This is a genomic window from Serpentinimonas sp. SSL01 (genome assembly GCF_056323735.1).
Map to the genome: position 1 here is coordinate 1,126,911 of NZ_CM150487.1, position 20,724 is coordinate 1,147,634.

The following is a 20,724-nucleotide window of genomic DNA, read 5'->3' on the forward strand; positions in this document are numbered from 1 at the left end:
TTAGCCCTATTTTTTCAACGAGTAGCCCCACATGACCACCATCCGCCAGCAAGACCTGATCGACTCGATCGCCGACGCTTTTCAGTACATCAGCTTCTACCACCCGCTCGACTACATCCAGGCGCTCGGCCGGGCTTGGGAGCGCGAGCAAGGGGCGGCGGCCAAAGACGCCATCGCCCAGATCTTGAGCAACTCGCGCCTGAGCGCCGAGGGGCACCGCCCGATCTGCCAAGACACCGGCATCGCCGTGGTGTTCATCAAGGTGGGCATGAACGTGCGCTGGAGCGACGCCACCATGAGCCTGCACGAGATGATCAACGAAGGCGTGCGCCGCGCTTACCTAAACCCGGACAACCCGCTGCGCGCCTCGGTGCTGGCCGACCCGGCCGGGGCGCGCAAAAACACGCGCGACAACACGCCGGCGGTGGTGCACTATGAAATCGTGCCCGGCGACCAGGTGGAAGTGACCTGTGCCGCCAAGGGCGGCGGCTCCGAGAACAAGTCCAGGTTCGCCATGCTCAACCCATCGGATTCGATCGTGGACTGGGTGCTCAAAACCGTGCCCACCATGGGCGCGGGCTGGTGCCCGCCGGGGATTTTGGGTCTGGGCATCGGCGGCACGCCCGAAAAAGCCATGCTGCTGGCCAAAGAGTCGCTCATGGCCCCGGTGGACATCGACCTGCTGTTCGAGCGCCAGCGCGCCGGAGCGGCCCTGACGCGCACCGAGGCGCTGCGGCTGGAGCTGTACGAGAAGGTCAACGCGCTGGGCATCGGCGCCCAAGGGCTGGGCGGGCTGACCACGGTGCTGGACGTGAAAATCCTTGATTACCCGACCCACGCCGCCTCGCTGCCGGTGGCCTTGATCCCCAACTGCGCCGCCACCCGGCACGTGCATTTTTACCTCGACGGCAGCGGCCCGGCCCGACTCGAGCCACCGCGTCTGGCCGATTGGCCGGCGGTGACTTGGACGCCAGATGTGCAGACGGCCAAGCGGGTGCAGCTCGACACCCTGAGCCCGGCCGAGGTCGCGAGCTGGAAGGCGGGCGACAAGCTGCTGCTCAACGGCAAGATGCTCACCGGGCGCGACGCCGCGCACAAGCGCATTGCCGACCTGCTGGCCAAGGGCGAGCCGCTGCCGGTGGATTTCCGCAACCGCGTGATCTACTACGTGGGGCCGGTGGACCCGGTGCGCGATGAAGTGGTGGGCCCGGCCGGCCCGACCACCGCCTCGCGCATGGACCCGTTCACGCGCACGATGCTGGAGCAGACCGGCCTGATCGCCATGATCGGCAAATCGGAGCGCGGCCCGGTGGCGGTGCAGGCGATCAAAGACAACCGCAGCGCCTACCTGATGGCCGTGGGCGGCGCCGCCTACCTGGTGGCCAAGGCGATCAAATCGGCCAAGGTGGTGGGTTTTGCCGACCTCGGCATGGAGGCGATCTACGAGTTCGAGGTGCAGGACATGCCGGTGACGGTGGCGGTGGACAGCAGCGGCGACAACGTGCACGAAAGCGGCCCAGCCGAATGGCGTCAGCGCATCGCCAGCGGCGAGTTCAAGGGCATTGCGCTGGCGGTGGGCTGAGGCGCTGTATCGGTTTAGTGCAAATGGCGCGGCTTGCGCGGCCCGCCATGCCCGCCGGCTGGGCCCGAACCGCGCGGCGGGCGGCCCAGCTGCATCGAGCTCACCAGCGAGTCGAAGCGGCTGCCAAACAGGCGGTCGATCGAGGCCACCACGTCACTGAGCTCAGACGCGTCGAAGTGGCGCTCCATCAGGTTGACCACGTCTTGCACCAGCAAGTCGCGCTGCACCTGCATGATGGCCGCCGGTGTGGGGCCCACAAAGCAGAGCACGAAATCGTCGCGCGCCTCTTCGTCTTCCGGGGCTTCTTCTTCGTCGAACTCGATGTCGTAGAACGAGACCTCGAGCGCGGCCCCGGCAGCGGCGATTTCATTCAGGCCCATGCAGGCTTCGTCGATGGCGAGGCGAAAATCCTCGTCGCCCTCGACCGTCCAGCAAATCTGCAGCAAGCGCTCTTTGGCCTCGAAGCGGATGCCGGGCTCTTCTTCGTACTGGCTGGCCGCGGCATCGACCAGCGAGCGCGCGCCCACATACTTCCACAGCGGCTTGAGCGCGTCCTGAATCTGTGGGTAGTCCACCTCCTCGCGCAGGGGAACGTCGCCGTGGACGTGGATCTCGAACGCAGGGGCGTTTTGGCTCATGATGGTGCTCACAGTTGAATGGGGTATGCACGCAAAACCCGCAGCGCTTCCCCATCCATGATCTAAAAGCCCGATTGTAAATCCCCATGCTCCGGCTGGTGCAGCCTGCTGGTTTGGACTGCGTGCTTGGCGCCACCCATGCCCGCTGTGCGCTCATGCAGGCAGCGGGCTTGCCACGGGCGCAAAGCTTGGTAAAGTCGGGCTTGGCTTCACTCCAACTCACGAACAATCCCATGGCACGCACGGTTCACTGCATCAAACTCGGCACCGATTCCGAAGGCCTCGACTTCCCACCCTACCCGGGCGAGCTGGGCAAACGCATTTACGAGCAGGTCAGCAAACAGGCTTGGGCCGACTGGATCCGGCACCAAACCATGCTGGTGAACGAAAACCGCCTCAACTTGGCCGACCTGCGGGCGCGCCAATACCTGGCGCGGCAGATGGAGCAGCATTTTTTTGGTGCTGGGGCCGACCAAGCCGCCGGCTACGTGCCGCCAAGCGGCCCATGATGCGCACCGCTGCCGGCGGCTGCCGCCACCGGCCGCTGCGGTTTGGTAGCCTGCCCCTTGCAAACCCACGCCGCCTCGGTTGAGGGCGCCGGCCACGCGCTGGTGCTGGGTGCCGGCTTGGCCGGCTCGGCCGCCGCCTACAGCCTAGCGCAGCGCGGCTGGCGTGTCGAGGTGCTCGACGCCGCCAGTGCCCCCGCTGCTGGCGCCTCGGGCCTGCCCGCAGGCCTGATCGCCCCCCACGTGTCGCCAGACGATGCGCTTCTGTCGCGCATCAGCCGCGCCGGGCTGCGCGCCACCTTGCAGCGCGTGGCGGCGCTGTTGCCCCAAGGGCAAGACTGGGCCCCCAGCGGCGCACTCGAGCACCGGGTGAAGCACAAACGCGCCCTGCCGCCGGCCACACCTGAAACTCCGCGCTGCGGCGACGACTGGAGCTTGGAGGCCAGCCCGGGACAAATCGAAGCCGCTGGGCTGGCCGACCTCGATGCACCGGCCAGTGCGCTCTGGCACCCGAGTGCGGCTTGGCTGCGCCCGGCGCAACTGGTGCGCGCGCAGCTGGCGCACGAGCGCATTGTGTGGCGCGGCGGCGCGGCCGTGGCTCGCCTGCAGCGCACTAGCACAGGCTGGGCGCTGCTCGAGGCCCGCGGGCACACGCTGGCGCAGGCCCCGCATGTGGTGCTGGCGGCGGGTTTTGCGGTGCGGGCGCTGCTGGAACACTTGCATACCGGCCCCGAGGCCACTGGTTGCACCCTGCCCCTGCAAGCCTTGCGCGGACAAGTCAGCTGGGGGCTGCTCAGCGACCTGCCGGCTGCCGCACGCGCTGCCCTGCCCCCGTGGCCGGTGCATGGTTACGGCAGCTTTTTGCAGGGCATGAGCGGCCCCAACGACGCGCCAATGTGGATCGTGGGCTCGACCTTTGATCGCGGCAACACCACCGCAGCCGTGACCGCGGCCGACCACGCCGCCAATCAAGCGCGCCTGCAGCGCCTGCTGCCGCGCTTGGGCGCGCAGATGCCAAGCGCTTTTGCAACTGCCCAAGGCTGGGCGGCGGTGCGCTGCACCCTGCCCGACCGGCTGCCCGCCGTGGGGGCGCTGGATGGCACACGCTGGCCTGGCCTGCATGTGCTCACGGGTCTGGGCGCGCGCGGCCTGACGCTGTCGGTACTGGCCGGCGAGGTGCTGGCCGCGCAGCTGCACGGCGAACCGTGGCCGCTGCCCGCACGCCTAGCGCAGGCGCTGCTGGCGCAACGCTTCGTGCGCGGCGGCCAGCCAGAGCGCGGCGCGGCCCCTGCAACGCATCAATCGCCGTAACGCACCTGCACGTACTGCCCGGGCGCACTGCCCAGCGCCGGGTCGTGCACCGGGGCGCGCGCCGGGACGCGTTGGCCGCTACCTTGCGCCTTAAACCATTCATCCCAAGCCGGCCACCAGCTGCCTTCGTGGCGCGGGGCTTGCTCTAGCCACTCATCCGGGGTGCGCCAGGTCTGGTGCAAGGGGCTGCTCAGCAACTGGTAATGGCGTCGCGGCCGCCCCGGCTCCGAAACGATGCCCGCGTTGTGCCCACCGCTGGTCAGGGCAAAAGTGACCTCGGCCGACACCAGGCGGTGAATCTTATAGACCGAGCGCCACGGCGCCACGTGGTCTTTGAGGGTGCCCACGGCAAACACCGGCACCCGGATGTCGCGCAGCGAAATCGGTCGCCCCAAGTAGAGGTAGTGGCCCTCGGCGAGGTCGTTGTTCAAGTAACAGGAGCGCAGGTACTGGCTGTGCATCAGGGCCGGCAAGCGCGTCACGTCGGCGTTCCAGACCATGAGGTCGTTGGGCAGATCTTCTTGGCCCAGCAGCCAGCGCCGGGTTTTGCTGGACCAGACCAAGTCGCGCGCATGCAGAAACTGAAACGAAGCCGCCATCTGCTGACCGGTCAGGAAGCCTTTGCTGGCCATCATGTCTTCGAGCAGGCGCACTTGGGCTTCGTCGATCAGCACGCCCATCTCGCCCGGGTCGGTGAAATCGACTTCGGCCGCCAACAAGCTCAGCGAAGCCAGCGGTGATGCGGCCGATTCGGGGTTTTGGCTCGACAGCACCGCGTCACCGCCACCGAGCGCGCCTGCAGCCATGGCGGCAAAGGTTCCCCCCAGACAATAACCCACCAGATGCACTGGTGCTTGGCACTGCCCATGCACGTGGTCGAGCGCCGCCAGCACGCCCTCGCTCACGTAGTCGTCCATGCCAAGCAAGGCATCGCTGGCATCCGGGTTGCGCCACGAAGCGATGTACACCGTGTGCCCTTGGCCCACCAGCCAGCGCACCATCGAGTTGTGCGGCGACAGGTCCAAGATGTAGTACTTCATGATGCACGAGGGGATGATCAGCACCGGCTCGGCCTGCACCTCGGTCGTGCTGGGGCGGTACTGGATCAGCTCGATCAGGCCGTTGCGCAGCACCACCTCGCCGTCGGTCATGGCCAAGCCCTGGCCCGGCGCCAGATCCAACTGGGATGCATGACGGGGCTGCATGCCTTGGCTGCGGCGCAGGTCGTCGAGCGCAAGGTTGACGCCCTGCAACAAGGTCTGGCCACGGCTCTGCCACGCTGCCTGGAGCGCCTGCGGGTTGGTGGGCAAAAAGTTGCTGGGCGAGAGCAGATCAAACAATTGGCTGCCGTAAAAACGCATCTGGTGGCGCGAGTGATCCTGCATCCCGCGCAGGTTGCAGGCATCGAGCCACCACTGCTCGCCCAGTTTGTTGGCGCTGGCCAAGGGCCGCCAAGGCCAGCTTTGCCACTCGGGAGCGGCGTAGCGGCTGTCTTCTTCGATCTGTTCGCTCAGGCTGTCGGGTGTGGCCGCCGCTTGGGCCTCGGGCGTCGTCGCCGCTGGGGTCTCTGGCGTCGCCGCTGGGGTGGCGGCGTTCAAGTGTGGTATCAGCGCCTGCACCGCGTCCTGCGACCAGCGCATGCCCGACTCGAGCGCACGGCGCGCCAACCGCGCCTGCGAACCCGGCGAAGAGGCCAAGTGCAGCGCCCAGTCGGTCCAAGAGAGCGTGAGCGAGATGGGCGAAATGCCCGAAGACCAACGCGCCATCTGCGCCATCATGTGGCTGTCGATGTCGTAGGCGCTGCGGCTGGCGGGCGAGACCGAGCGGCTTTTGCGGCGCTCCAAGGTGCTGGCAGGTTGTAGGGCGGCGTTTTCTTTGCGGTCTGTGGTGTTCATGGTTGTTAAGTTAAGGCAAAAAAATGACTGCGCCGTGACCAACTTTTATGGCGCCAAGCACAGAGGGTAGGGAAGCAAGTCCAGCTTTATTCTTTTTTGCTATGCTTCAATAAATAAACAGTAGTTTGCAAATATTAAGCAGAGTCCTACAGTCGGGCTCTTTCGGGACCACCTCGACTCTACCGCTTTTAGCCACCCGCATGTACGCCCACACCGATTTTGACCGCCAGTTCATCCGCCAGCGTGCGGCCCAGTTCCGCGACCAGTGGCAGCGCCACCGCGACGGCGCCTTGTCCGACGAAGCCTTTAGGCCGCTGCGGCTGCAAAACGGCTGGTACATCCAGCGCCACGCCCCCATGCTGCGCGTCGCCGTGCCCTACGGCGAGCTGTCCAGCACGCAGGTGCGGGCGCTGGCGCAGATCGCACGCGTCTATGACCAACCCGGCGCTGCCGTGTTCCAAGGCGCGGTGGCGGCGCAAAACCGGCTCGGTGCGGTGCAGCTGCGCGACGGCCGCGCCATCGCCAGCCGCCTGCCCACCGGCTACGGCCACTTCACCACGCGCCAAAACGTGCAGTTCAACTGGATCGCGCTCGAGCACGCACCCGAGGTCATGGAGCTGCTGGCCAGCGTGGACATGCACGGCATCCAGACCAGCGGCAACTGCATCCGCAACATCAGCACCGACGCGCTGGCCGGCATTGCCCCCGACGAAGTGGCCGATCCGCGCCCCTTCGCCGAAATTTTGCGCCAGTGGAGCACGCTGCACCCCGAGTTCGCTTTTCTGCCGCGCAAGTTCAAGGTGGCCATCGTCGGCGCGCGCGAAGACCGGGCCGCGCTGCACTGGCACGACGTCGGGCTGCAACTATGGCGCAACGCGGCCGGCGAGCTGGGCTTCAAGGTGTTGGTGGGCGGCGGCATGGGGCGCACACCGGTGATCGCCAGCACGATCTGCGACTTTTTGCCCTGGGACCAGCTGCTCAACTACATGGAAGCGCTGGTGCGCATCTACAACGCTTGGGGCCGGCGCGATAATATGTACAAATCGCGCATCAAAATTTTGGTGCGCGCCCAAGGCCAGCGCTTTTTTGACGAAGTCCAGGCCGAGTACGACCGCATCGTGGCGCAAGACGGCGCCCCGCACACCATCAGCGCGGCTGAGCTGCAGCGCGTCAGCGCCGGTTTTGCCCCCCCTGCGCGCCCAAGCAGCCGCCCCTGCACCGACGAGCGCATGGCGCGCCTGCTGCGCCTGAGCACCGAAGACGACCTCGAATTCGAGCGCTGGCTGCAGCGCAACGTGCACGCGCACCAAAACCCCGAGCTGCGCGCCGTCACACTCGCCTTCAAGCGCCTGGGCCAAGCCCCGGGCGATGCCAGCGCCAGCCAGCTCGAGGCCGTGGCCGAGCTGGCCGAACGCTTCAGCGCCGGCGAGGTGCGCGTCACGCACCAGCAAAACCTGCTGCTGCCCTGGGTGCGCTGCGACGAGCTGACCGAGCTCTGGCGTGCGGCGCGGCGCCTGGGGCTGGCGCAGCCCCATATCGGGCTGCTCACCGACCTCATCGCCTGCCCCGGCGGCGACTTCTGCGACCTGGCCAACGCGCGCTCGCTGACCATCGCCGAAGCTCTGCTGCAGCGCTACCAAGACCTCGACGAGCTGCACGACCTCGGGCCCATCGACCTGCACCTGAGCGGCTGCATCAACTCCTGCGGCCACCACCACAGCGGCCACATCGGCATCTTGGGTGTGGATAAAGACGGCCAGGAGTGGTACCAGATCAGCCTGGGCGGATCGGATGGCAGCACGCTCAGCGGCGCGCCCACGCCCGGCAAGGTGCTGGGGCCGTCTTTCACTTCCAGCGAGGTCTGCGACGCGATCGAGGCCATTCTGGAGGCCTACCAAGAGCTGCGCGCACCGGGCGAGCGCTTCGTGCACACCCTGCAGCGCCTAGGGCACGAGCCCTTCAAGGCCGCCGCCAACGCGGTGCGCGTGGCCACTGCGCGGTGGCAGGAGCACGCGGCCGCACACGCCCAAGCCGCCCACCCGAACCCGGACAGCCCCGCTTTGCGCCGCACCGCCGTGGCGCTTTGAGCGGATTAGGCGCACTCAGCACCCCCGACTTCAATCTATTGCCCATGAAACTCCTCACGCCAACCGAGGCCGCCGCGGCCGCGCCCAGCCCCGCCGGCAGCGTGCTCACGCTGGCCCCCGATTTCGAGCTGTGGGCCGCGCACCTTGCGCAAACGCTCGACCTAAGCGCCGTGCAGCGCATCGACCTACAGTTCCCCAAATTCACCGACGGCCGCGCCTACAGCCAGGCGGTGCTGCTGCGCCGGCGCTGCGGCTACTGCGGCCTGCTGCGCGCCACCGGCGAGGTGCTGATCGACCAGTTGCTGCAATTGCAGCGCTGCGGCTTCGACGAAGCCCTGCTGCGCGCCGACCAAGACCCGGCGCACGGGCAGCGCCTGCTGCAACAGTTTGGCAGCTTTTACCAGGGCGACGCGCTGCAACCGCGGCCGCACTTTGCCCGCGCTGCCGTCACCGCCTACGCTGCAACCACCGCCACCACCACCGGAGCCCCCGCATGATGAACGCCCAGCAGGTGCAGCCGCACTTTGCCCGCGCTGCCCTGCAGCAGGCCCAGCCGAGCGCCGATTACCAGGCCAAGCTGGCGCGCAGCCGCGCCCTGCTGCAACAAGCGGCCAGCGAGCACCAGCCGCTGGTGCAGGCCTCCAGCCTTGGGGCCGAAGACGTGGTCATCCGGCACCTGATCGACACCCTGAGTCTACCGATCCCGCTGTTTGTGCTCGACACCGGTGCCCTGCACCCCGAGACGCTGGCGCTGCTGGCGCGCACCGAGGCGCGGGCGGCACAGCCGGATGCACAACCGGTGCGCGTCTATAAACCGCAGCCCGGCGTGGCCGAAGCCTTCGTGGCGCGCGAGGGCCCGGATGCCATGCGCCGCAGCGTGGCCCTGCGCCAAGCCTGCTGCGCCATCCGCAAAGTCGAGCCGCTGCGCCGGGCGCTGCACGGCCAGCGCGCTTGGATCACCGGTTTGCGGCGCGAACAATCGGCCCAGCGCGCCGAGGTGCCCGCGATCGACCGCAGCGACCTCGACCCCGCACGCGCCGACCGGCCCAGCGCGGGGCTGATCCAGATCAACCCGCTGGCCGACTGGAGCTGGGGCGAGGTCTGGCACCACATCGCCCTGCACGGGCTGGACTACAACCCGCTGCACGACCGCTTCTACCCCAGCATCGGCTGCGCGCCCTGCACCCGCGCCGTGAGCGTGGGCGAAGATTTGCGCGCTGGGCGCTGGTGGTGGGAACAAGACAGCGCCAAAGAATGCGGCCTGCACCAAAGGAGCCACCCATGAACGCACGCATCCCCCTTCCCCAGCCTGGCCCCAGCGCCGCGCCCCAGCTCGACAACAGCCAGCTCGACGCGCTCGAGGAAGAAACCATCTTCATCCTGCGCGAAGTCGCCGCCGTGTTTGAGCGCCCGGCACTGCTGTTCTCGGGCGGCAAAGACTCGCTGGTGCTGCTGCGCTGCGCCGAAAAAGCCTTTGGCCGCGGCCGCCTGCCCTACCCGCTGCTGATGATCGACACCGGCCACAACTTCCCCGAGGTGCTGGCCTTCCGAGACCAGCGCGCGCGCGAACTGGGGGCCGAACTGATCGTGCGCCGGGTTGAGGACTCGATGGCGCGCGGCAGTGTGCGCCTGGCGCACCCGGGCCAGAGCCGCAACGCGCACCAGTCGGTCACGCTGCTGGAAGCGATCGACGAATTTCGCTTCGACGCCCTAATCGGCGGCGCCCGGCGCGACGAAGAAAAGGCGCGCGCCAAAGAGCGCCTCTTCAGCCACCGCGACGCCTTTGGCCAGTGGCAGCCCAAGGCGCAGCGCCCCGAGCTCTGGCAGCTCTACAACACCCGGCTGCAACCGGGCGAGCACTTCCGCGTGTTCCCGATCAGCAACTGGACCGAGATCGACGTCTGGCAATACATCGAGCGCGAGCGCATCGCCCTGCCCAGCCTGTACTACGCGCACCTGCGCCCGGTGGTGCAACGGCGCGGCCTGCTGGTGCCGGTGACCGAGCTCACCCCGCCCAAGCCCGGCGAGACCGTCGAACATTTGAGCGTGCGCTTTCGCACCGTGGGCGACATCACCTGCACCTGCCCGGTGGCCAGCAGCGCCAGCACGGCCGGGCAGATCGTCGCCGAAACCCTCAACGCCCAGTTGAGCGAACGCGGCGCCACGCGCATGGACGACCAGACCAGCGAAGCCTCGATGGAAAAACGCAAACTCGAAGGGTATTTTTAATATGGACGCGTTGCGCTTCATCACCTGCGGCTCGGTTGACGACGGCAAGAGCACGCTCATCGGCCGCCTGCTGCTCGACAGCAAAGCGGTGCTGCAAGACCACTTGGCCGGCATCGCGCACAGCAGCCCCAGCCACGCGCACGATGAGGCCGATAAGGCCGATGCGGGCGCGCAACTCGACCTCGCGCGCCTGACCGACGGCCTGATGGCCGAGCGCGAGCAAGGCATCACCATCGACGTCGCCTACCGCTACTTCAGCAGCGAGCGGCGCAAGTTCATCATCGGCGACGCCCCCGGGCACGAGCAATACACGCGCAACATGGTCACCGCCGCCTCCAGCGCCGACGCCGCCGTGCTGCTGGTCGATGCCACCAAACTCGACTGGCAGCGCCCCGACTTGGTGCTGCTTGCGCAAACGCGCCGCCACGCCCTGTTGTGCCACCTGCTGCGCGTGCCCAGCTTGGTGTTTGCCGTCAACAAGCTCGACGCCGTGGCCGATGCCGCGCTGGCCTTTGCCCACATCCGCGCTGCTTTGCTGCGCTTTGCCGAGCAAGCCGGGCTGGCGGCGCAGGCCGTGCTGCCGATCTCCGCGCTCAAGGGCTGGAACGTGGTCGATCGCGGCCACGGCCACGACGGCTGGTGCGGCTACCACGGCCCGACGCTGCTCGAGGTGCTCGAGCAACTGCCCAACACCGCCCCCGCGCCCGAGGCCGCACTGGCGTTCCCGGTGCAATGGGTGGAAAAACCCGGCGCCACCGATGTGGATGCGGTCGAGCTGCCTGCGGCTGGGGCGGCCCCGGCGCACGGGCGGCGCGTCTTATGGGGCCGGGTTGCGGCCGGGCGCGTTCAAGCCGGCGACGAGGTGCAAGTATTCCCCAGCGGCCAGCGCGCGCGCGTGGTGCAGGTGCTGAACCGCTGCCGCCAGCCCCAAGCCGTGGCGGCCGGGCACAGCGCCGGCGTGCTGCTCGAGCGCGAACTCGACGTCTCGCGCGGCGACTGGTTGCTGGCCAGCCCCGTCACCGCCAGCCCCGTCACCGCCAGCCCCGTCACCGCCAGCCCCGTCACCGCCAGCCCCGTCACCGCCAGCCCCGTCACCGCCAGCCCCGGCGCTGACGCCACCAGCGCTACAGCCGAAGCCCCAGCCAGCCCCTACCCAGCGCGCCACAGTCTAAGCGCCACCCTGGCCTGGCTCGATGACGAACCCCTGCAACCCGGGCGCCTGTACTGGGCGCTGCACCAGCACCGCTGGGTCAAGGCCAAGGTCACGCGGGTGCTGCACCGACTCGACATCCACACGCTGGAGCAACAAAGCGCCGATCGGCTCGAGGCCAACGGCATCGGCCGTGTCGAGTTGCAACTGCAAGTGCCGCTGCCGGCGCATGCCTACGCCCAGTCGCGCGCGCTCGGGGCCTTGATTTTGGTGGACAGCGCCAGCCACCGCACCGCCGCCGCTGTGTTGCTGGATTGACCACCCCCCTAACAGGCGAACCCCGAAGCCCTAAAATCCGAACTTTCGCCCTTCCCCGTCCTTTAGCCCGCGCCCCGAGCCACCGAGTCACCGAGCCATGACCCACGTAGTTACCGAAGCCTGCATTGCCTGCAAATACACCGACTGCGTCGATGTCTGCCCCGTGGATTGCTTCCGCGAAGGCCCCAACTTCCTCACCATCGACCCCGACGAGTGCATCGACTGCGCCGTCTGCATCCCCGAGTGCCCGGTGAGCGCCATCTACCCCGAGGAAGACGTGCCCAACGACCAGCAGCATATGATCGCCCTCAATGCCGAACTGGCGCGCCTGCCAGGCTGGAAAAGCATCACCAAGCGCAAGTCACCGCTGCCCGACGCCGATGACCACAAAGACATGACCGGCAAGCTGCCTCTGCTCAAACGCTGACAACTCCCCTTGGCCGCCACGCCACCGCCCATCGAAACCGAGGCTCTGATCATCGGGGCCGGGCCGGCTGGGCTATTTTTGGCCTTTCAGCTCGGGCTGCAAGAGGTCGCCTGCCACCTGGTCGATGTGCTGCCCGAACCCGGCGGCCAGTGCGCCGCGCTCTACCCCGACAAACCGATCTACGACCTGCCCGGCCTGCCGGTGTGTAGCGGCCGTGAGCTCGCCGAGCGCCTGCTGCAGCAGCTGCGCCCCTTCAACCCGCCGCTGCATCTGGGTCAGCTCGTGAGCAGCGTGCAGCGCCAGCCCGACGGGCGCTGGCTGGTGCGCAGCAATGGGCAGAACAACGGGCCAAACAACATTCAGGCGTGGCTGGCGCCCACGGTGTTCATCGCCGCCGGCGTCGGCGCCTTTGTGCCACGCAAAGAAGCCCTGCCCGAGCTCGAACCCTTCGAGCACAGCGCGCCAGCGCAAGTCTGCTACCACGACCTGCCCCCCGAGGCCGCACTGGCCACTGCACGGCACGTCGTGGTGCACGGGGGCGACGCGGCTGCGGTGGAACTGGCGCTGGAGTTGGCGCAGGAGTCAGCACAGCATGCGACCCACAGCCGCATCACCCTGTTGCACCGCAGCGAGCGCTTGCAGATCGAGCCCCCACTCCAAGCCGCCCTAGACCGAGCGCTGGCCGCGCAGACGCTGCAGCTCGTGCTCGGCCAGCCGGTGGGCCTCGTTTGCGGTGCGGACGCAGATCCGGCAGGGGCGGCGCTGCAAGCCCTGCTGCTGGCCACCCCCGGCGGCGGCCAAGCCACCCTGCCCTGCGACCTGCTGCTGCCGCGCTTGGGCCTGAGCCCAAAACTCGGGCCGCTGGCCGACTGGGGCCTGGCGCTGCAGCGCAAGCTTTTGCCAGTGGACAGCGCCACCATGGCCACCGCCGAACCCGGCCTGTACGCCGTGGGCGACATCAACCACTACCCCGGCAAACGCAAACTCATCGTCTGTGCCTTCCACGAAGCCACCCTCGCCGCCTTCGCCGCCGCCGCCCAACTGCGCCCCGGCCAACGCCAGCTGCTGCAATACACCACCACCAGCCCGCGCCTGCAGCAGTTGTTGGGGGTGGGGGGTGCTTAGCGGCGCCCCCTAGCGTTGAAGGGCCCCAAGGCTATGCGCAGCCCATCGGGCACATCTCAAACAGCAAGCGCCTAGCTTGGGTTTCTGCGGCTTCAACCCCAAAACAGCAAGCAATCGCGGCCCTGCACCAGCAGCTGCACGCTGCGGCCCACGGGCAGCAGCACTTTGGTGGGCACGTGGCCAAAGGGCAACCCGGTGAGCACGGGCACGCTCACTTGGTTGCGCAGCCACTGCACCACGCTGGCGAGCTTGAAGCCGCGGTCGTGCGGGGTGAGCTGAAAGCGGTTGAAGGCGCCCAGCACGATGGCGCGTTGGCGCTGCAACACGCCGCTGTGCAGCAGCTGGCTGAGCATGCGCTCGATGCGGTAGGGGTGCTCACCCACGTCTTCGAGGAACAGGATGCCGCCTTCGACTGCGGGCAGGTAGGGCGTGCCCGCGAGGCCGCTGAAGATCGACAGGTTGCCGCCCCAGAGTGGTGCGGCATCAATCAACCAGCCTTCATTTGCGGCGGCATGAGCCAGCTCGGGGTGGGCGCGCAGGTCGGCCGGGGGCAATCGCCAGCCAGCGCCCTCGCCTACCCCGGCGCACAAATCATCGAAGCAGGCTTGCATGATTTCGTCGGGTGGCTCGGGGGTGGCCCAGTCTTCGAGCAGGGCCGGCCCAGACCAGGTGCAGCCCCCGGTTTGCGCCAGCAGCGCCAGTTGCAGGGCGGTGAAGTCGCTCAAGCCCACCCAGGCGCTGCCGCGCTCGACGGAGCTTTGTATGGCGGCGTAGGGCAAGTGGGGCAGCAGCCGGGTGAGGCCGTAACCGCCCCGGGTGGTGAGGACGATCTCGGCGCCGCTGGCGGCGGCGCGCCCGATGGCGGCTAGGCGGGTGGCGTCGTCACCGGCGAAGCGCTGCCAGGTGCTGAGCGCATCTGGGTCGATCTCGACTTGGTGGCCCTGGGCCTGCAGCCTTTTTACGGCGCGCTTGAAGCCGGCGCGGTCGCGCACCGCCCCGCTGGGGGAATACAGGTAGATGTGACTCATGACGCGGGATTATGCGCCCGGGCCTGCCTGGCCCCAAGCCTGCAGCGCCGCCCGGTGCCCGGCATCGGGGTACGGCAAGGTAGGCCAATCAGGGGGCGAAAGCGGGCACGGCGTGGGCTCGAGTTCGGCCGCTTCGATCGGCAGGCGATCGCTAATGCGCAACGCCTCAGAGGGCTGATCTGGGTTGTGCGCGCCCACTTCTGGGTCGGGCTGATGGGTCTGCCCAGTAGCTATGAACGCTTGGGTCAGCGCCTGCGCCAGTGCCACCTGCCCGGGCGCATAGCGCAGCTGCAGGGGCGCTGCCGCGCCGGTGGGCAGGCAGCCGCTGTGCTGCAGCAGCTGCAGCAAAACTTGGGCGTGCTGGGCCAAGCTGTGCCAATGCGCCCGCTTGGGCTTGTCGCTCTGGCCAAAGCCGATGAGGTCGGGCACCAGCACGCGGCTGGCCTGCGCCTGCAGCGCAGCCATGCTGCCGGCCCACTGCGGCCACCAGCCGGTGGGCCCGTGCAGCAGCAGCCACACCGGCGCCGCCGAGTCAGCCCCCGGCAGATCGAGCAGGTGCAGGCGCAAACCGCCCAGGGCGGGCAAGTCGGCCACCCAACGCTGGCATGCGCGCCACTGCGGCCACAGCTTCCACACGGGTTCAAAGGCGGCCTCCGGCGTGCGCAGTGCGTCTTGGCGCAGCGGTTGCTGGGTGGCACGCGCTTGGCTGCGGCGCTGGGAAAAAAAATCCTGCAGCAGTGCCGCGCATTCATCTGCACGCACGCCGCCTTGCACCGCAGTGTGGTGGTTGAGCGCAGCGATGGCAAACAGATCGAGCACCGAACCGGCGGCCCCGGTTTTGGGTTCGGGCGCACCGTACACCAGCCGGCGCAACCGCGCGTGCAGCATGGCTTGGGCACACATAGCGCAGGGCTCGAGCGTGACGTAGAGCGTGCAGCCATCGAGCCGGTAGTTGCCCAGCGCCTGCGCGCCTTGGCGCAAGGCCAGCAGCTCGGCGTGGGCGCTGGGGTCGCACAGGCCGATGGGCTGGTTGTGCGCCGCCGCCAGCAGCGGCTGCGGCGCCCCCGGCCGCACCAGCACCGCGCCCACCGGCACCTCGCCCAACGCAGCGCCCCGGCGCGCCTGCTGCAAGGCCAAGCCCATGTAGTGCAGGTCTGCGGGCTCCGGTTGCGTGTCGTCCACCGCGCCCAGCACCGCTCAAGCCCCGAGCAGTGGGCAGCCGGGTTGGCTGGCGGCGAGCTTGCGGTTGATGATGTCGGCCCCTTGTTTGGACAGGTAGTGCGCCACGGTTTCGACGCGGATTTTGACCGAGCCGGCCGGCTTGGTCGAGTCGAGGTCTTGGAAGGAAAAGAACAGCGTACCCGAGCGCTCGACGATGGACTGCACCGGCGAATAAGTGGGCTGGTCCATGCCGCACTCGTAGCTGGCCAGCCGCACCACGGCGGCGATCCAGGGCATGCGCGCCGCCACCTTGGCGCCCCACAAAATCTCGTTGGTGTTGCCGCTGTACGACGAAGGCCAGACGTCGCGGATGTCGAGCGGCGAGCGGATGTGGCCGGCGGCGATGTCGGGGTCGAACATCCAGTGCAGCAGGTCGGCGTCGATGGGCAGGTACTGGGCCCACAGCACCGGGTAGCCGTGCGCTTGCAGATCGACTTCGATCTCGTGGCCGATGCCGGGGTCCATGTGGTAGGGCCGCGCCACCACCAAGATGCAGGGGCGCTGCTCGCGCGCGCACCACTCCAAGATCTCGCGCGCCTTGGTGCGCAGGCGCTGGTTGTAGGCGTCTAGACTGCGGTAGCCCATCTGCACCGCTTCCGTGGTTTCGGCCAGCGTCAGGCCCGGCAGGGCATCGCGCATGCCCTCATAGAGCTGTTTGGGCACCACCGGCGGGTCGGCCAGCGAGACAAAGGGCGTGACGTGCAGCACCCGCGCTTCGGCAAAGGCGTCGCGCTCTTTGATGAAGCCGGCCTTGATGTTTTCCGAGGCCGCCATGACGCGCGGACAGGTGAGCGAGGCATCCACGTACCCATCGAGGTACGAGGGCACGGAATGGATCATGGGCGAGAACAGGATGTCGATCTTGCGTTTGCTGCGCGCCAACAGCTCGCCGTAGTGCCCCGAGATGCACTTGACCGGGTAGCAGCAGTCCACCGTGCCGCGCCCCTTGGCGTAGGTGCGCGCCTGTTCCTCCGAGGTATCGGATGAAAATTCGATGCGCCGCGGGTCGATCCCTAGGGCCTCCAGAAACCCAAACCAAAACTGGTGTGTGCTCCAGATGTTGAGTACGCGCGGAATTCCGATGCGCAGCTTGGCGCGCGCCTGGCGCTGTGCCGCCAGATCGGCTTCAGTCGGCGCTGGCTGGAACAAGCTCCTCTTTGGCGCGTTTGAAGGCGCCTTCACGAACCAGTTCAGCAATGTTCGGGTAGGCACGTCGCGCTTCCTCCAGTTGATCTTTAACGACTTTCATCTCTTTCACGTCTTCGAGCAAGCCCTTGGGGCAGGTGTTGCCGCTGATGACGCGCTCCCAGCCCGCCTCGACCGGCACCTTGCTCCACGGCCGCCCGGCGGCGCCGGGTATCTGCACGTCGATGAAGGTGCGCCGGCAGTTGACCGGGCACCAGTGGCAGACGGTGTCTTCGTTGGTGGTGGCTTTGTACTCAAGCGACTCGATCAGATCATAGCCGCGAAAACGTGTTTTCTGGCCACCCTTGAACCAGTCGAGCGCACACAGCGCGGCGCCGATGGCCCCGGCCTCGCCCGAGTAGGGGTGCACCACCACATCGGCGCTGGGCACTTTGGCGTGGATGAAATCGACTTGCGCCTTGACCACCGCCAGATTGCGGTGCGTGCCGCCTTGGAGCACGAACTTGCGCCCGACCGCGGCCAGGTTTTGGATCTGCCCGGCATAGACCCAGACGTTGAGCGGCAGCACCGCCGCCAGCGCCGCCATGATCTCTTCGCGCGCCCAGCCCTTGCGCTGCTGATTCACGATGTCGGACTGCAAGAACACGCCGCAGCCCATGGCCAGCGCCGGAATCGAGCGCGCTTGGAAAGCGTTTTGCGCGTAGTCTTCGAGCGGGATGCGGTAGCGCTCGGCCACCCCCTGCAAAAAGGCCCCGTTGCCCGAAGAACACTGGGAGTTGAGCCGGAAATCGGCCACGGTGCCTTGGCGCAGCAGCATGATCTTGACGTCGGTGCCGCCCACGTCGCAGATCACGTCGGCGTCGGGGATGTAGTGCAGCGCGGCGGTGGCGTGAGCCACGGTTTCGACCACGGCCATGTCGGAGCCGACGATGTCTTTGAGCAGGTCTTTGCCGTAGCCGGTCAGGCCTAGGGCGCCGATGCGCTCGAAACCGGCGGCGCGCACCTGGCGCATCAGCCCCTTGGCGTCTTCGATCGGGTTGCCGTTGGAGGGCACGTAACAGCTGGCCAGCACCTCGCCGCTCTGCGACAGCACCACCGCCTTGGCGGTGGTGCTGCCAAAGTCGCAACCCAAAATCACCGTTTGCTCGGTCAGGCTGGCGGCCGCTGCGGCCGACGGCACCCCGCGCTGGGTTTGGCCGTAGTTTTGCATGAAGCGCTCGAGCTCGGCGGCGCTGGCGGTCAGGCCCTTGGCGCCTTCGCGCGCTTTTTGCTCGTGTTGGCCCTCGCTGATCCACCAGCGCAGGCGTTCGGTGCCGCTGTAGATGCCGACCGTGGCCGGTTCGGTGCGCCCGATTTCGATGCAGCCGATGCAGGCGTAATAGAGCGCCTCGGTGGGCACCAAGATCAGGGATTCGGGGCTGGAGCCCTCGGGCAAGGCGACGCGGCGCTCGCTCCAGAGCTTGACCAAATGGTGGCGCCAAGCCTCTTGCAAGCCTTTGAAGAACAGGTTGGGGCCGCCCAGCAGCAGCACGTGCGGGGTGGGCACATTGCCCTTGGTGAGGGTGGCTAGGTTTTGATAGACCACGGCCTCGAACAGGCTGGCGATGATCTCGGGCACCGGCACGCCGCTCTTGACCAGCGTGTTGGCGTCGGTTTCGGCGAAGATGCCGCATTTTGAGCTGATTTTGTGCAAATCCAGCCCGGTGTAGCCCATCTGCGCCAGCTCATCGGGCGCCACCTTGAGCTTGCGCGCGGTTTTTTCGATGAAGGTGCCGGTGCCGCCGCTGCACGCCGACTGCATGAACACCTGCTTCGATTTGCCGTCGCCGCTGGGGCTGAAGAACAGGGTCTTCATGTCTTCGCCGCCGATTTCGGAGACGAAGTTGACTTCCGGGTGCAGCTTTTCTACTGCCGCCGAGACCGCCACCACCTCTTGCACGAACTTGGCCCCCAGCAAGGGGGCGATCAGGCCGGCGCCGGAGCCGGTGATCAGGATGCGATCGACCCCGGGCGCGAAGCCGCATTCGGCCTCGACGCGCTGCAAAAACTCCAGCACCTTTTCGGCCTGTTTGGTGTCGTGGCGCTGGTAGTCTTGCCACAGCACGGCGCCGCTGCCGTCGTCGAGCAGCGCTTTGACGGTGGTGGAGCCCACGTCGAGGCCGAGCCGCTTCATGCGCGCACCCCGGGCAAGCCCTTGAGGTGGGCGATGTGCAGCGCCAAGTTGGCCGCCGTGCCAGCCACACCGTAGTGCGGCACCCGGTAGGTGGCGCGCGACAGTTCGGGCCGCGCCGCTACTTCGGCCGCCAACTGGGCTTCGGTGAGGCCGATGCGTTGCAGCACCGAATCGAACTCGCGCACGGCGCGTTTTTTGGCCTCGGTCAAGATCATCTGGCAGCGCGACAGCGCGTGCACCTCGGCGTCGCCCTTGATCTCGATCGGCGCATAGAGCAGATCGGGGTACTTGCCCTGCACCGCCGCCATGGCGCCGATGCTCATGGTGTTGGGCATGCAGGCGTAGGGCGAGAGCTCGCAGGTCATGTGCGCCTTTTTGTGCAGGTGCGCCCACAGCGCCTTGCCGATGAGCATGTCGCCCTCACCGCCGCTCAAGCGCTTGTGGAAATACGGCGCCGCCAGATCGCGCAGCACGGTCTGCTCGGGCAGGGCGTGGGGCACATCGCCCAGCGCGTGGCGCATGCGGTTGTAGGTCCAGCGCAGCAAGGTCTGGATGGCGGCGTAGGTGGCGTTTTGGCGCCGCGCACCGGGCTCGATGCCAAAGCGCTCTTCGGCCCGCTGGCGCCCGAAGCGCAGCAGGTAGTCGAGCCAGATCGCAACCGGGGCCGGATAGACCTCGGCCCCTTCGCTCTCGAGCCAGCTGTGGATGTTGTAGTTGGCGTCGCCCTCGACCGTTTGTAGGTAAAACTCGCCGGTGATCTTGACCAGCGGCTTGACGCGCAGCCGATCGACCTCGATGGCGTCGAAGCGCCGCCGCACCTCGCGCAGCGCGTTGACGAAATACGGCGTGGCAAAGTGCCACACCAGCGGGCCCCATTTTTTGCCGCGCTCGGGGCGCTCGCGCATGGTTTGGTACAGATATTCGATCGACTCGCGCGCCACACGCGAGGTTTCGCCGGGGTTTTTTTCGTAGGGGCGAACCTGGTATTCGAGGTCTTGCACCACGTCGGCCAGCAACACGCCCCAGACCGCACCCATGGTAAAGGATGGGTTGATTTCAAGCCCACCGCCGTTTGCCGGGCCCTGATCGACTTGGGTTTGGGCCAGCAAAAACAGGCGGAACGAATCCAGCCCCACGTTGCGCAGCGCCAGTTCGTAACTTTGGTGGTACTGGCCGAAGCGGCAAGCGCCGCAAGCCCCGGCGGTGATGTAGACGTATTCTTGGTTGACGCGCTCGGCCCCGATGCGCTTGGTCTCGCCGCTCAAAAAGTTGGCCAGATTGCCAGTGACGAAGCTGGTGGGGCAGCACTGGCCGATGTCGGCCACTTCGCGCCCGGTGAGCAAGTCGGCACGGGTCGGGTTGGGCAGCACCTGCACCCGGTAGCCGAGGTTTTCCATGGCGCCTTGCATCAGGCGCTCGGCGCGCCAGTGCAGGCCGCCAAACAAAATCGTGACCTTGTCGCGCTCTTCGCGCGTGAAAGGCCGGGGTTTGTAGGCGCGGTAGTGGCCGCTGGCCGACCCCTGGCTGGGTGGCGACGCCGACGGCCCCAAGGGCGGCAAGCCCTGCGGGGCTCGCTTAACGACGGTTGGGTTAGGGTGTTCAGTGACGACCCGAATTTGTTGCAGTGCGGACAAACCGCGCGATGCTTCGCTGACGCTCATAACCAATCCTTTCGATGCATGGAACCGAACCGAACCGAACCCAAATCCGCGCAAAATTTCGTCGGGCCAATTTTGCAGCATTCGGCTTACTGAAAACGCTAAACCGTAAAAATGCTGTGGTTATCGCTCGCAATGGGCGTGGAGAAAGTCCAGCTCAGATGGGTAAGTCGACTACAAGCTCGGGCTTTTACGACACGAGCGTGCATGCTCTAGCTGTGTGAGCACGC

At 67.3% G+C, this 20,724-nt stretch carries 17 protein-coding genes; 10 read left to right on the plus strand and 7 right to left on the minus strand.

The window, feature by feature from the left end:
* The first annotated feature begins 31 nt into the window (after window positions 1-31).
* On the plus strand, window positions 32-1,582 hold the full coding sequence (locus ACVMK0_RS05370) for a fumarate hydratase (protein ID WP_476464560.1): 1,551 nt from the start codon (window positions 32-34) through the stop codon (window positions 1,580-1,582).
* Window positions 1,583-1,596: 14 nt separating this feature from the next.
* Here the strand turns inward: ACVMK0_RS05370 and ACVMK0_RS05375 are convergent, their stop codons facing one another.
* On the minus strand, window positions 1,597-2,223 hold the full coding sequence (locus tag ACVMK0_RS05375) for a DUF6806 family protein (RefSeq protein ID WP_171820318.1): 627 nt from the start codon (window positions 2,221-2,223) through the stop codon (window positions 1,597-1,599).
* Window positions 2,224-2,453: 230 nt separating this feature from the next.
* Between ACVMK0_RS05375 and ACVMK0_RS05380 the strand changes: the two genes are divergently transcribed.
* Complete coding sequence (locus tag ACVMK0_RS05380) at window positions 2,454-2,729, plus strand: oxidative damage protection protein (RefSeq protein ID WP_045535615.1); 276 nt, start codon at window positions 2,454-2,456, stop codon at window positions 2,727-2,729.
* Window positions 2,730-2,786: 57 nt separating this feature from the next.
* Window positions 2,787-4,037 carry an FAD-dependent 5-carboxymethylaminomethyl-2-thiouridine(34) oxidoreductase MnmC1 gene (gene mnmC1, locus ACVMK0_RS05385; RefSeq protein ID WP_476464561.1) on the plus strand — a complete coding sequence of 417 codons (1,251 nt, stop codon included), beginning with the start codon at window positions 2,787-2,789 and terminating at the stop codon, window positions 4,035-4,037.
* Here the strand turns inward: mnmC1 and ACVMK0_RS05390 are convergent.
* Window positions 4,025-5,932: a PHA/PHB synthase family protein gene (locus ACVMK0_RS05390; protein ID WP_476464562.1), complete on the minus strand. Its 1,908-nt coding sequence runs from the start codon at window positions 5,930-5,932 to the stop codon at window positions 4,025-4,027. The two genes, mnmC1 and ACVMK0_RS05390, sit on opposite strands and share 13 nt — an antisense overlap.
* A gap of 200 nt (window positions 5,933-6,132) precedes the next feature.
* Here ACVMK0_RS05390 and ACVMK0_RS05395 point away from each other — a divergent pair, with 200 nt between their 5' ends.
* The 7 genes from ACVMK0_RS05395 to ACVMK0_RS05425 all read left to right on the plus strand — a co-directional run bounded on the left by ACVMK0_RS05395 (window position 6,133) and on the right by ACVMK0_RS05425 (window position 13,268).
* Window positions 6,133-8,019: a nitrite/sulfite reductase gene (locus ACVMK0_RS05395; protein WP_045535617.1), complete on the plus strand. Its 1,887-nt coding sequence runs from the start codon at window positions 6,133-6,135 to the stop codon at window positions 8,017-8,019.
* 44 nt (window positions 8,020-8,063) lie between these two features.
* Entirely contained in the window at window positions 8,064-8,516 is a 453-nt protein-coding gene (locus tag ACVMK0_RS05400) for a DUF934 domain-containing protein (RefSeq protein WP_052468431.1), read from the plus strand.
* Window positions 8,513-9,304 (plus strand): phosphoadenylyl-sulfate reductase, encoded by a 792-nt coding sequence (locus tag ACVMK0_RS05405; RefSeq protein ID WP_144400284.1) that lies wholly within the window; start codon window positions 8,513-8,515, stop codon window positions 9,302-9,304. Before ACVMK0_RS05400 ends, ACVMK0_RS05405 begins: the two co-directional genes overlap by 4 nt.
* A complete protein-coding gene (gene cysD / locus ACVMK0_RS05410; protein WP_045535619.1) occupies window positions 9,301-10,248 on the plus strand; it encodes a sulfate adenylyltransferase subunit CysD in 948 nt (315 codons plus the stop codon). Before ACVMK0_RS05405 ends, cysD begins: the two co-directional genes overlap by 4 nt.
* 1 nt (window position 10,249) lies before the next feature.
* A complete protein-coding gene (locus tag ACVMK0_RS05415; RefSeq protein ID WP_476464563.1) occupies window positions 10,250-11,716 on the plus strand; it encodes a sulfate adenylyltransferase subunit 1 in 1,467 nt (488 codons plus the stop codon).
* 97 nt (window positions 11,717-11,813) lie between these two features.
* On the plus strand, window positions 11,814-12,143 hold the full coding sequence (fdxA, locus tag ACVMK0_RS05420; protein ID WP_045535622.1) for a ferredoxin FdxA: 330 nt from the start codon (window positions 11,814-11,816) through the stop codon (window positions 12,141-12,143).
* Between the two features lie 9 nt (window positions 12,144-12,152).
* Window positions 12,153-13,268, plus strand: a complete 1,116-nt coding sequence (locus ACVMK0_RS05425; protein ID WP_476464564.1) for an NAD(P)/FAD-dependent oxidoreductase — start codon at window positions 12,153-12,155, stop codon at window positions 13,266-13,268.
* Between the two features lie 92 nt (window positions 13,269-13,360).
* Here the strand turns inward: ACVMK0_RS05425 and ACVMK0_RS05430 are convergent, their stop codons facing one another.
* From ACVMK0_RS05430 to ACVMK0_RS05450, 5 genes are read right to left on the minus strand one after another with little or no spacing between them, the layout of a single operon-like run.
* A complete protein-coding gene (locus tag ACVMK0_RS05430) occupies window positions 13,361-14,296 on the minus strand; it encodes an LD-carboxypeptidase (RefSeq protein WP_476464565.1) in 936 nt (311 codons plus the stop codon).
* Window positions 14,297-14,305: 9 nt separating this feature from the next.
* On the minus strand, window positions 14,306-15,478 hold the full coding sequence (gene tadA, locus ACVMK0_RS05435) for a tRNA adenosine(34) deaminase TadA (protein ID WP_476464566.1): 1,173 nt from the start codon (window positions 15,476-15,478) through the stop codon (window positions 14,306-14,308).
* A 15-nt stretch (window positions 15,479-15,493) separates the two neighbouring features.
* Window positions 15,494-16,666, minus strand: a complete 1,173-nt coding sequence (locus tag ACVMK0_RS05440; protein WP_045535631.1) for an acyl-CoA dehydratase activase-related protein — start codon at window positions 16,664-16,666, stop codon at window positions 15,494-15,496.
* Window positions 16,644-18,836 (minus strand): BadF/BadG/BcrA/BcrD ATPase family protein, encoded by a 2,193-nt coding sequence (locus ACVMK0_RS05445; RefSeq protein WP_476464567.1) that lies wholly within the window; start codon window positions 18,834-18,836, stop codon window positions 16,644-16,646. The genes ACVMK0_RS05440 and ACVMK0_RS05445 overlap by 23 nt, the downstream gene beginning before the upstream one ends.
* Window positions 18,833-20,497 carry a hypothetical protein gene (locus tag ACVMK0_RS05450; RefSeq protein ID WP_476464568.1) on the minus strand — a complete coding sequence of 555 codons (1,665 nt, stop codon included), beginning with the start codon at window positions 20,495-20,497 and terminating at the stop codon, window positions 18,833-18,835. Before ACVMK0_RS05450 ends, ACVMK0_RS05445 begins: the two co-directional genes overlap by 4 nt.
* Between the last annotated feature and the right edge of the window lie 227 nt (window positions 20,498-20,724).

What these genes read in the sequence shown, in the direction of transcription:
- ACVMK0_RS05370 (WP_476464560.1), top strand. Translation starts at nt 32, where the DNA reads ATGACCACCATCCGCCAGCAAGACCTGATCGACTCGATCGCCGACGCT.
- ACVMK0_RS05430 (WP_476464565.1), bottom strand. Translation starts at nt 14,296, where the DNA reads ATGAGTCACATCTACCTGTATTCCCCCAGCGGGGCGGTGCGCGACCGC.
- ACVMK0_RS05450 (WP_476464568.1), bottom strand. Translation starts at nt 20,497, where the DNA reads ATGAGCGTCAGCGAAGCATCGCGCGGTTTGTCCGCACTGCAACAAATT.
- ACVMK0_RS05395 (WP_045535617.1), top strand. Translation starts at nt 6,133, where the DNA reads ATGTACGCCCACACCGATTTTGACCGCCAGTTCATCCGCCAGCGTGCG.
- ACVMK0_RS05390 (WP_476464562.1), bottom strand. Translation starts at nt 5,932, where the DNA reads ATGAACACCACAGACCGCAAAGAAAACGCCGCCCTACAACCTGCCAGC.
- ACVMK0_RS05405 (WP_144400284.1), top strand. Translation starts at nt 8,513, where the DNA reads ATGATGAACGCCCAGCAGGTGCAGCCGCACTTTGCCCGCGCTGCCCTG.
- ACVMK0_RS05380 (WP_045535615.1), top strand. Translation starts at nt 2,454, where the DNA reads ATGGCACGCACGGTTCACTGCATCAAACTCGGCACCGATTCCGAAGGC.
- ACVMK0_RS05415 (WP_476464563.1), top strand. Translation starts at nt 10,250, where the DNA reads ATGGACGCGTTGCGCTTCATCACCTGCGGCTCGGTTGACGACGGCAAG.
- ACVMK0_RS05445 (WP_476464567.1), bottom strand. Translation starts at nt 18,836, where the DNA reads ATGAAGCGGCTCGGCCTCGACGTGGGCTCCACCACCGTCAAAGCGCTG.
- ACVMK0_RS05400 (WP_052468431.1), top strand. Translation starts at nt 8,064, where the DNA reads ATGAAACTCCTCACGCCAACCGAGGCCGCCGCGGCCGCGCCCAGCCCC.
- cysD (WP_045535619.1), top strand. Translation starts at nt 9,301, where the DNA reads ATGAACGCACGCATCCCCCTTCCCCAGCCTGGCCCCAGCGCCGCGCCC.
- fdxA (WP_045535622.1), top strand. Translation starts at nt 11,814, where the DNA reads ATGACCCACGTAGTTACCGAAGCCTGCATTGCCTGCAAATACACCGAC.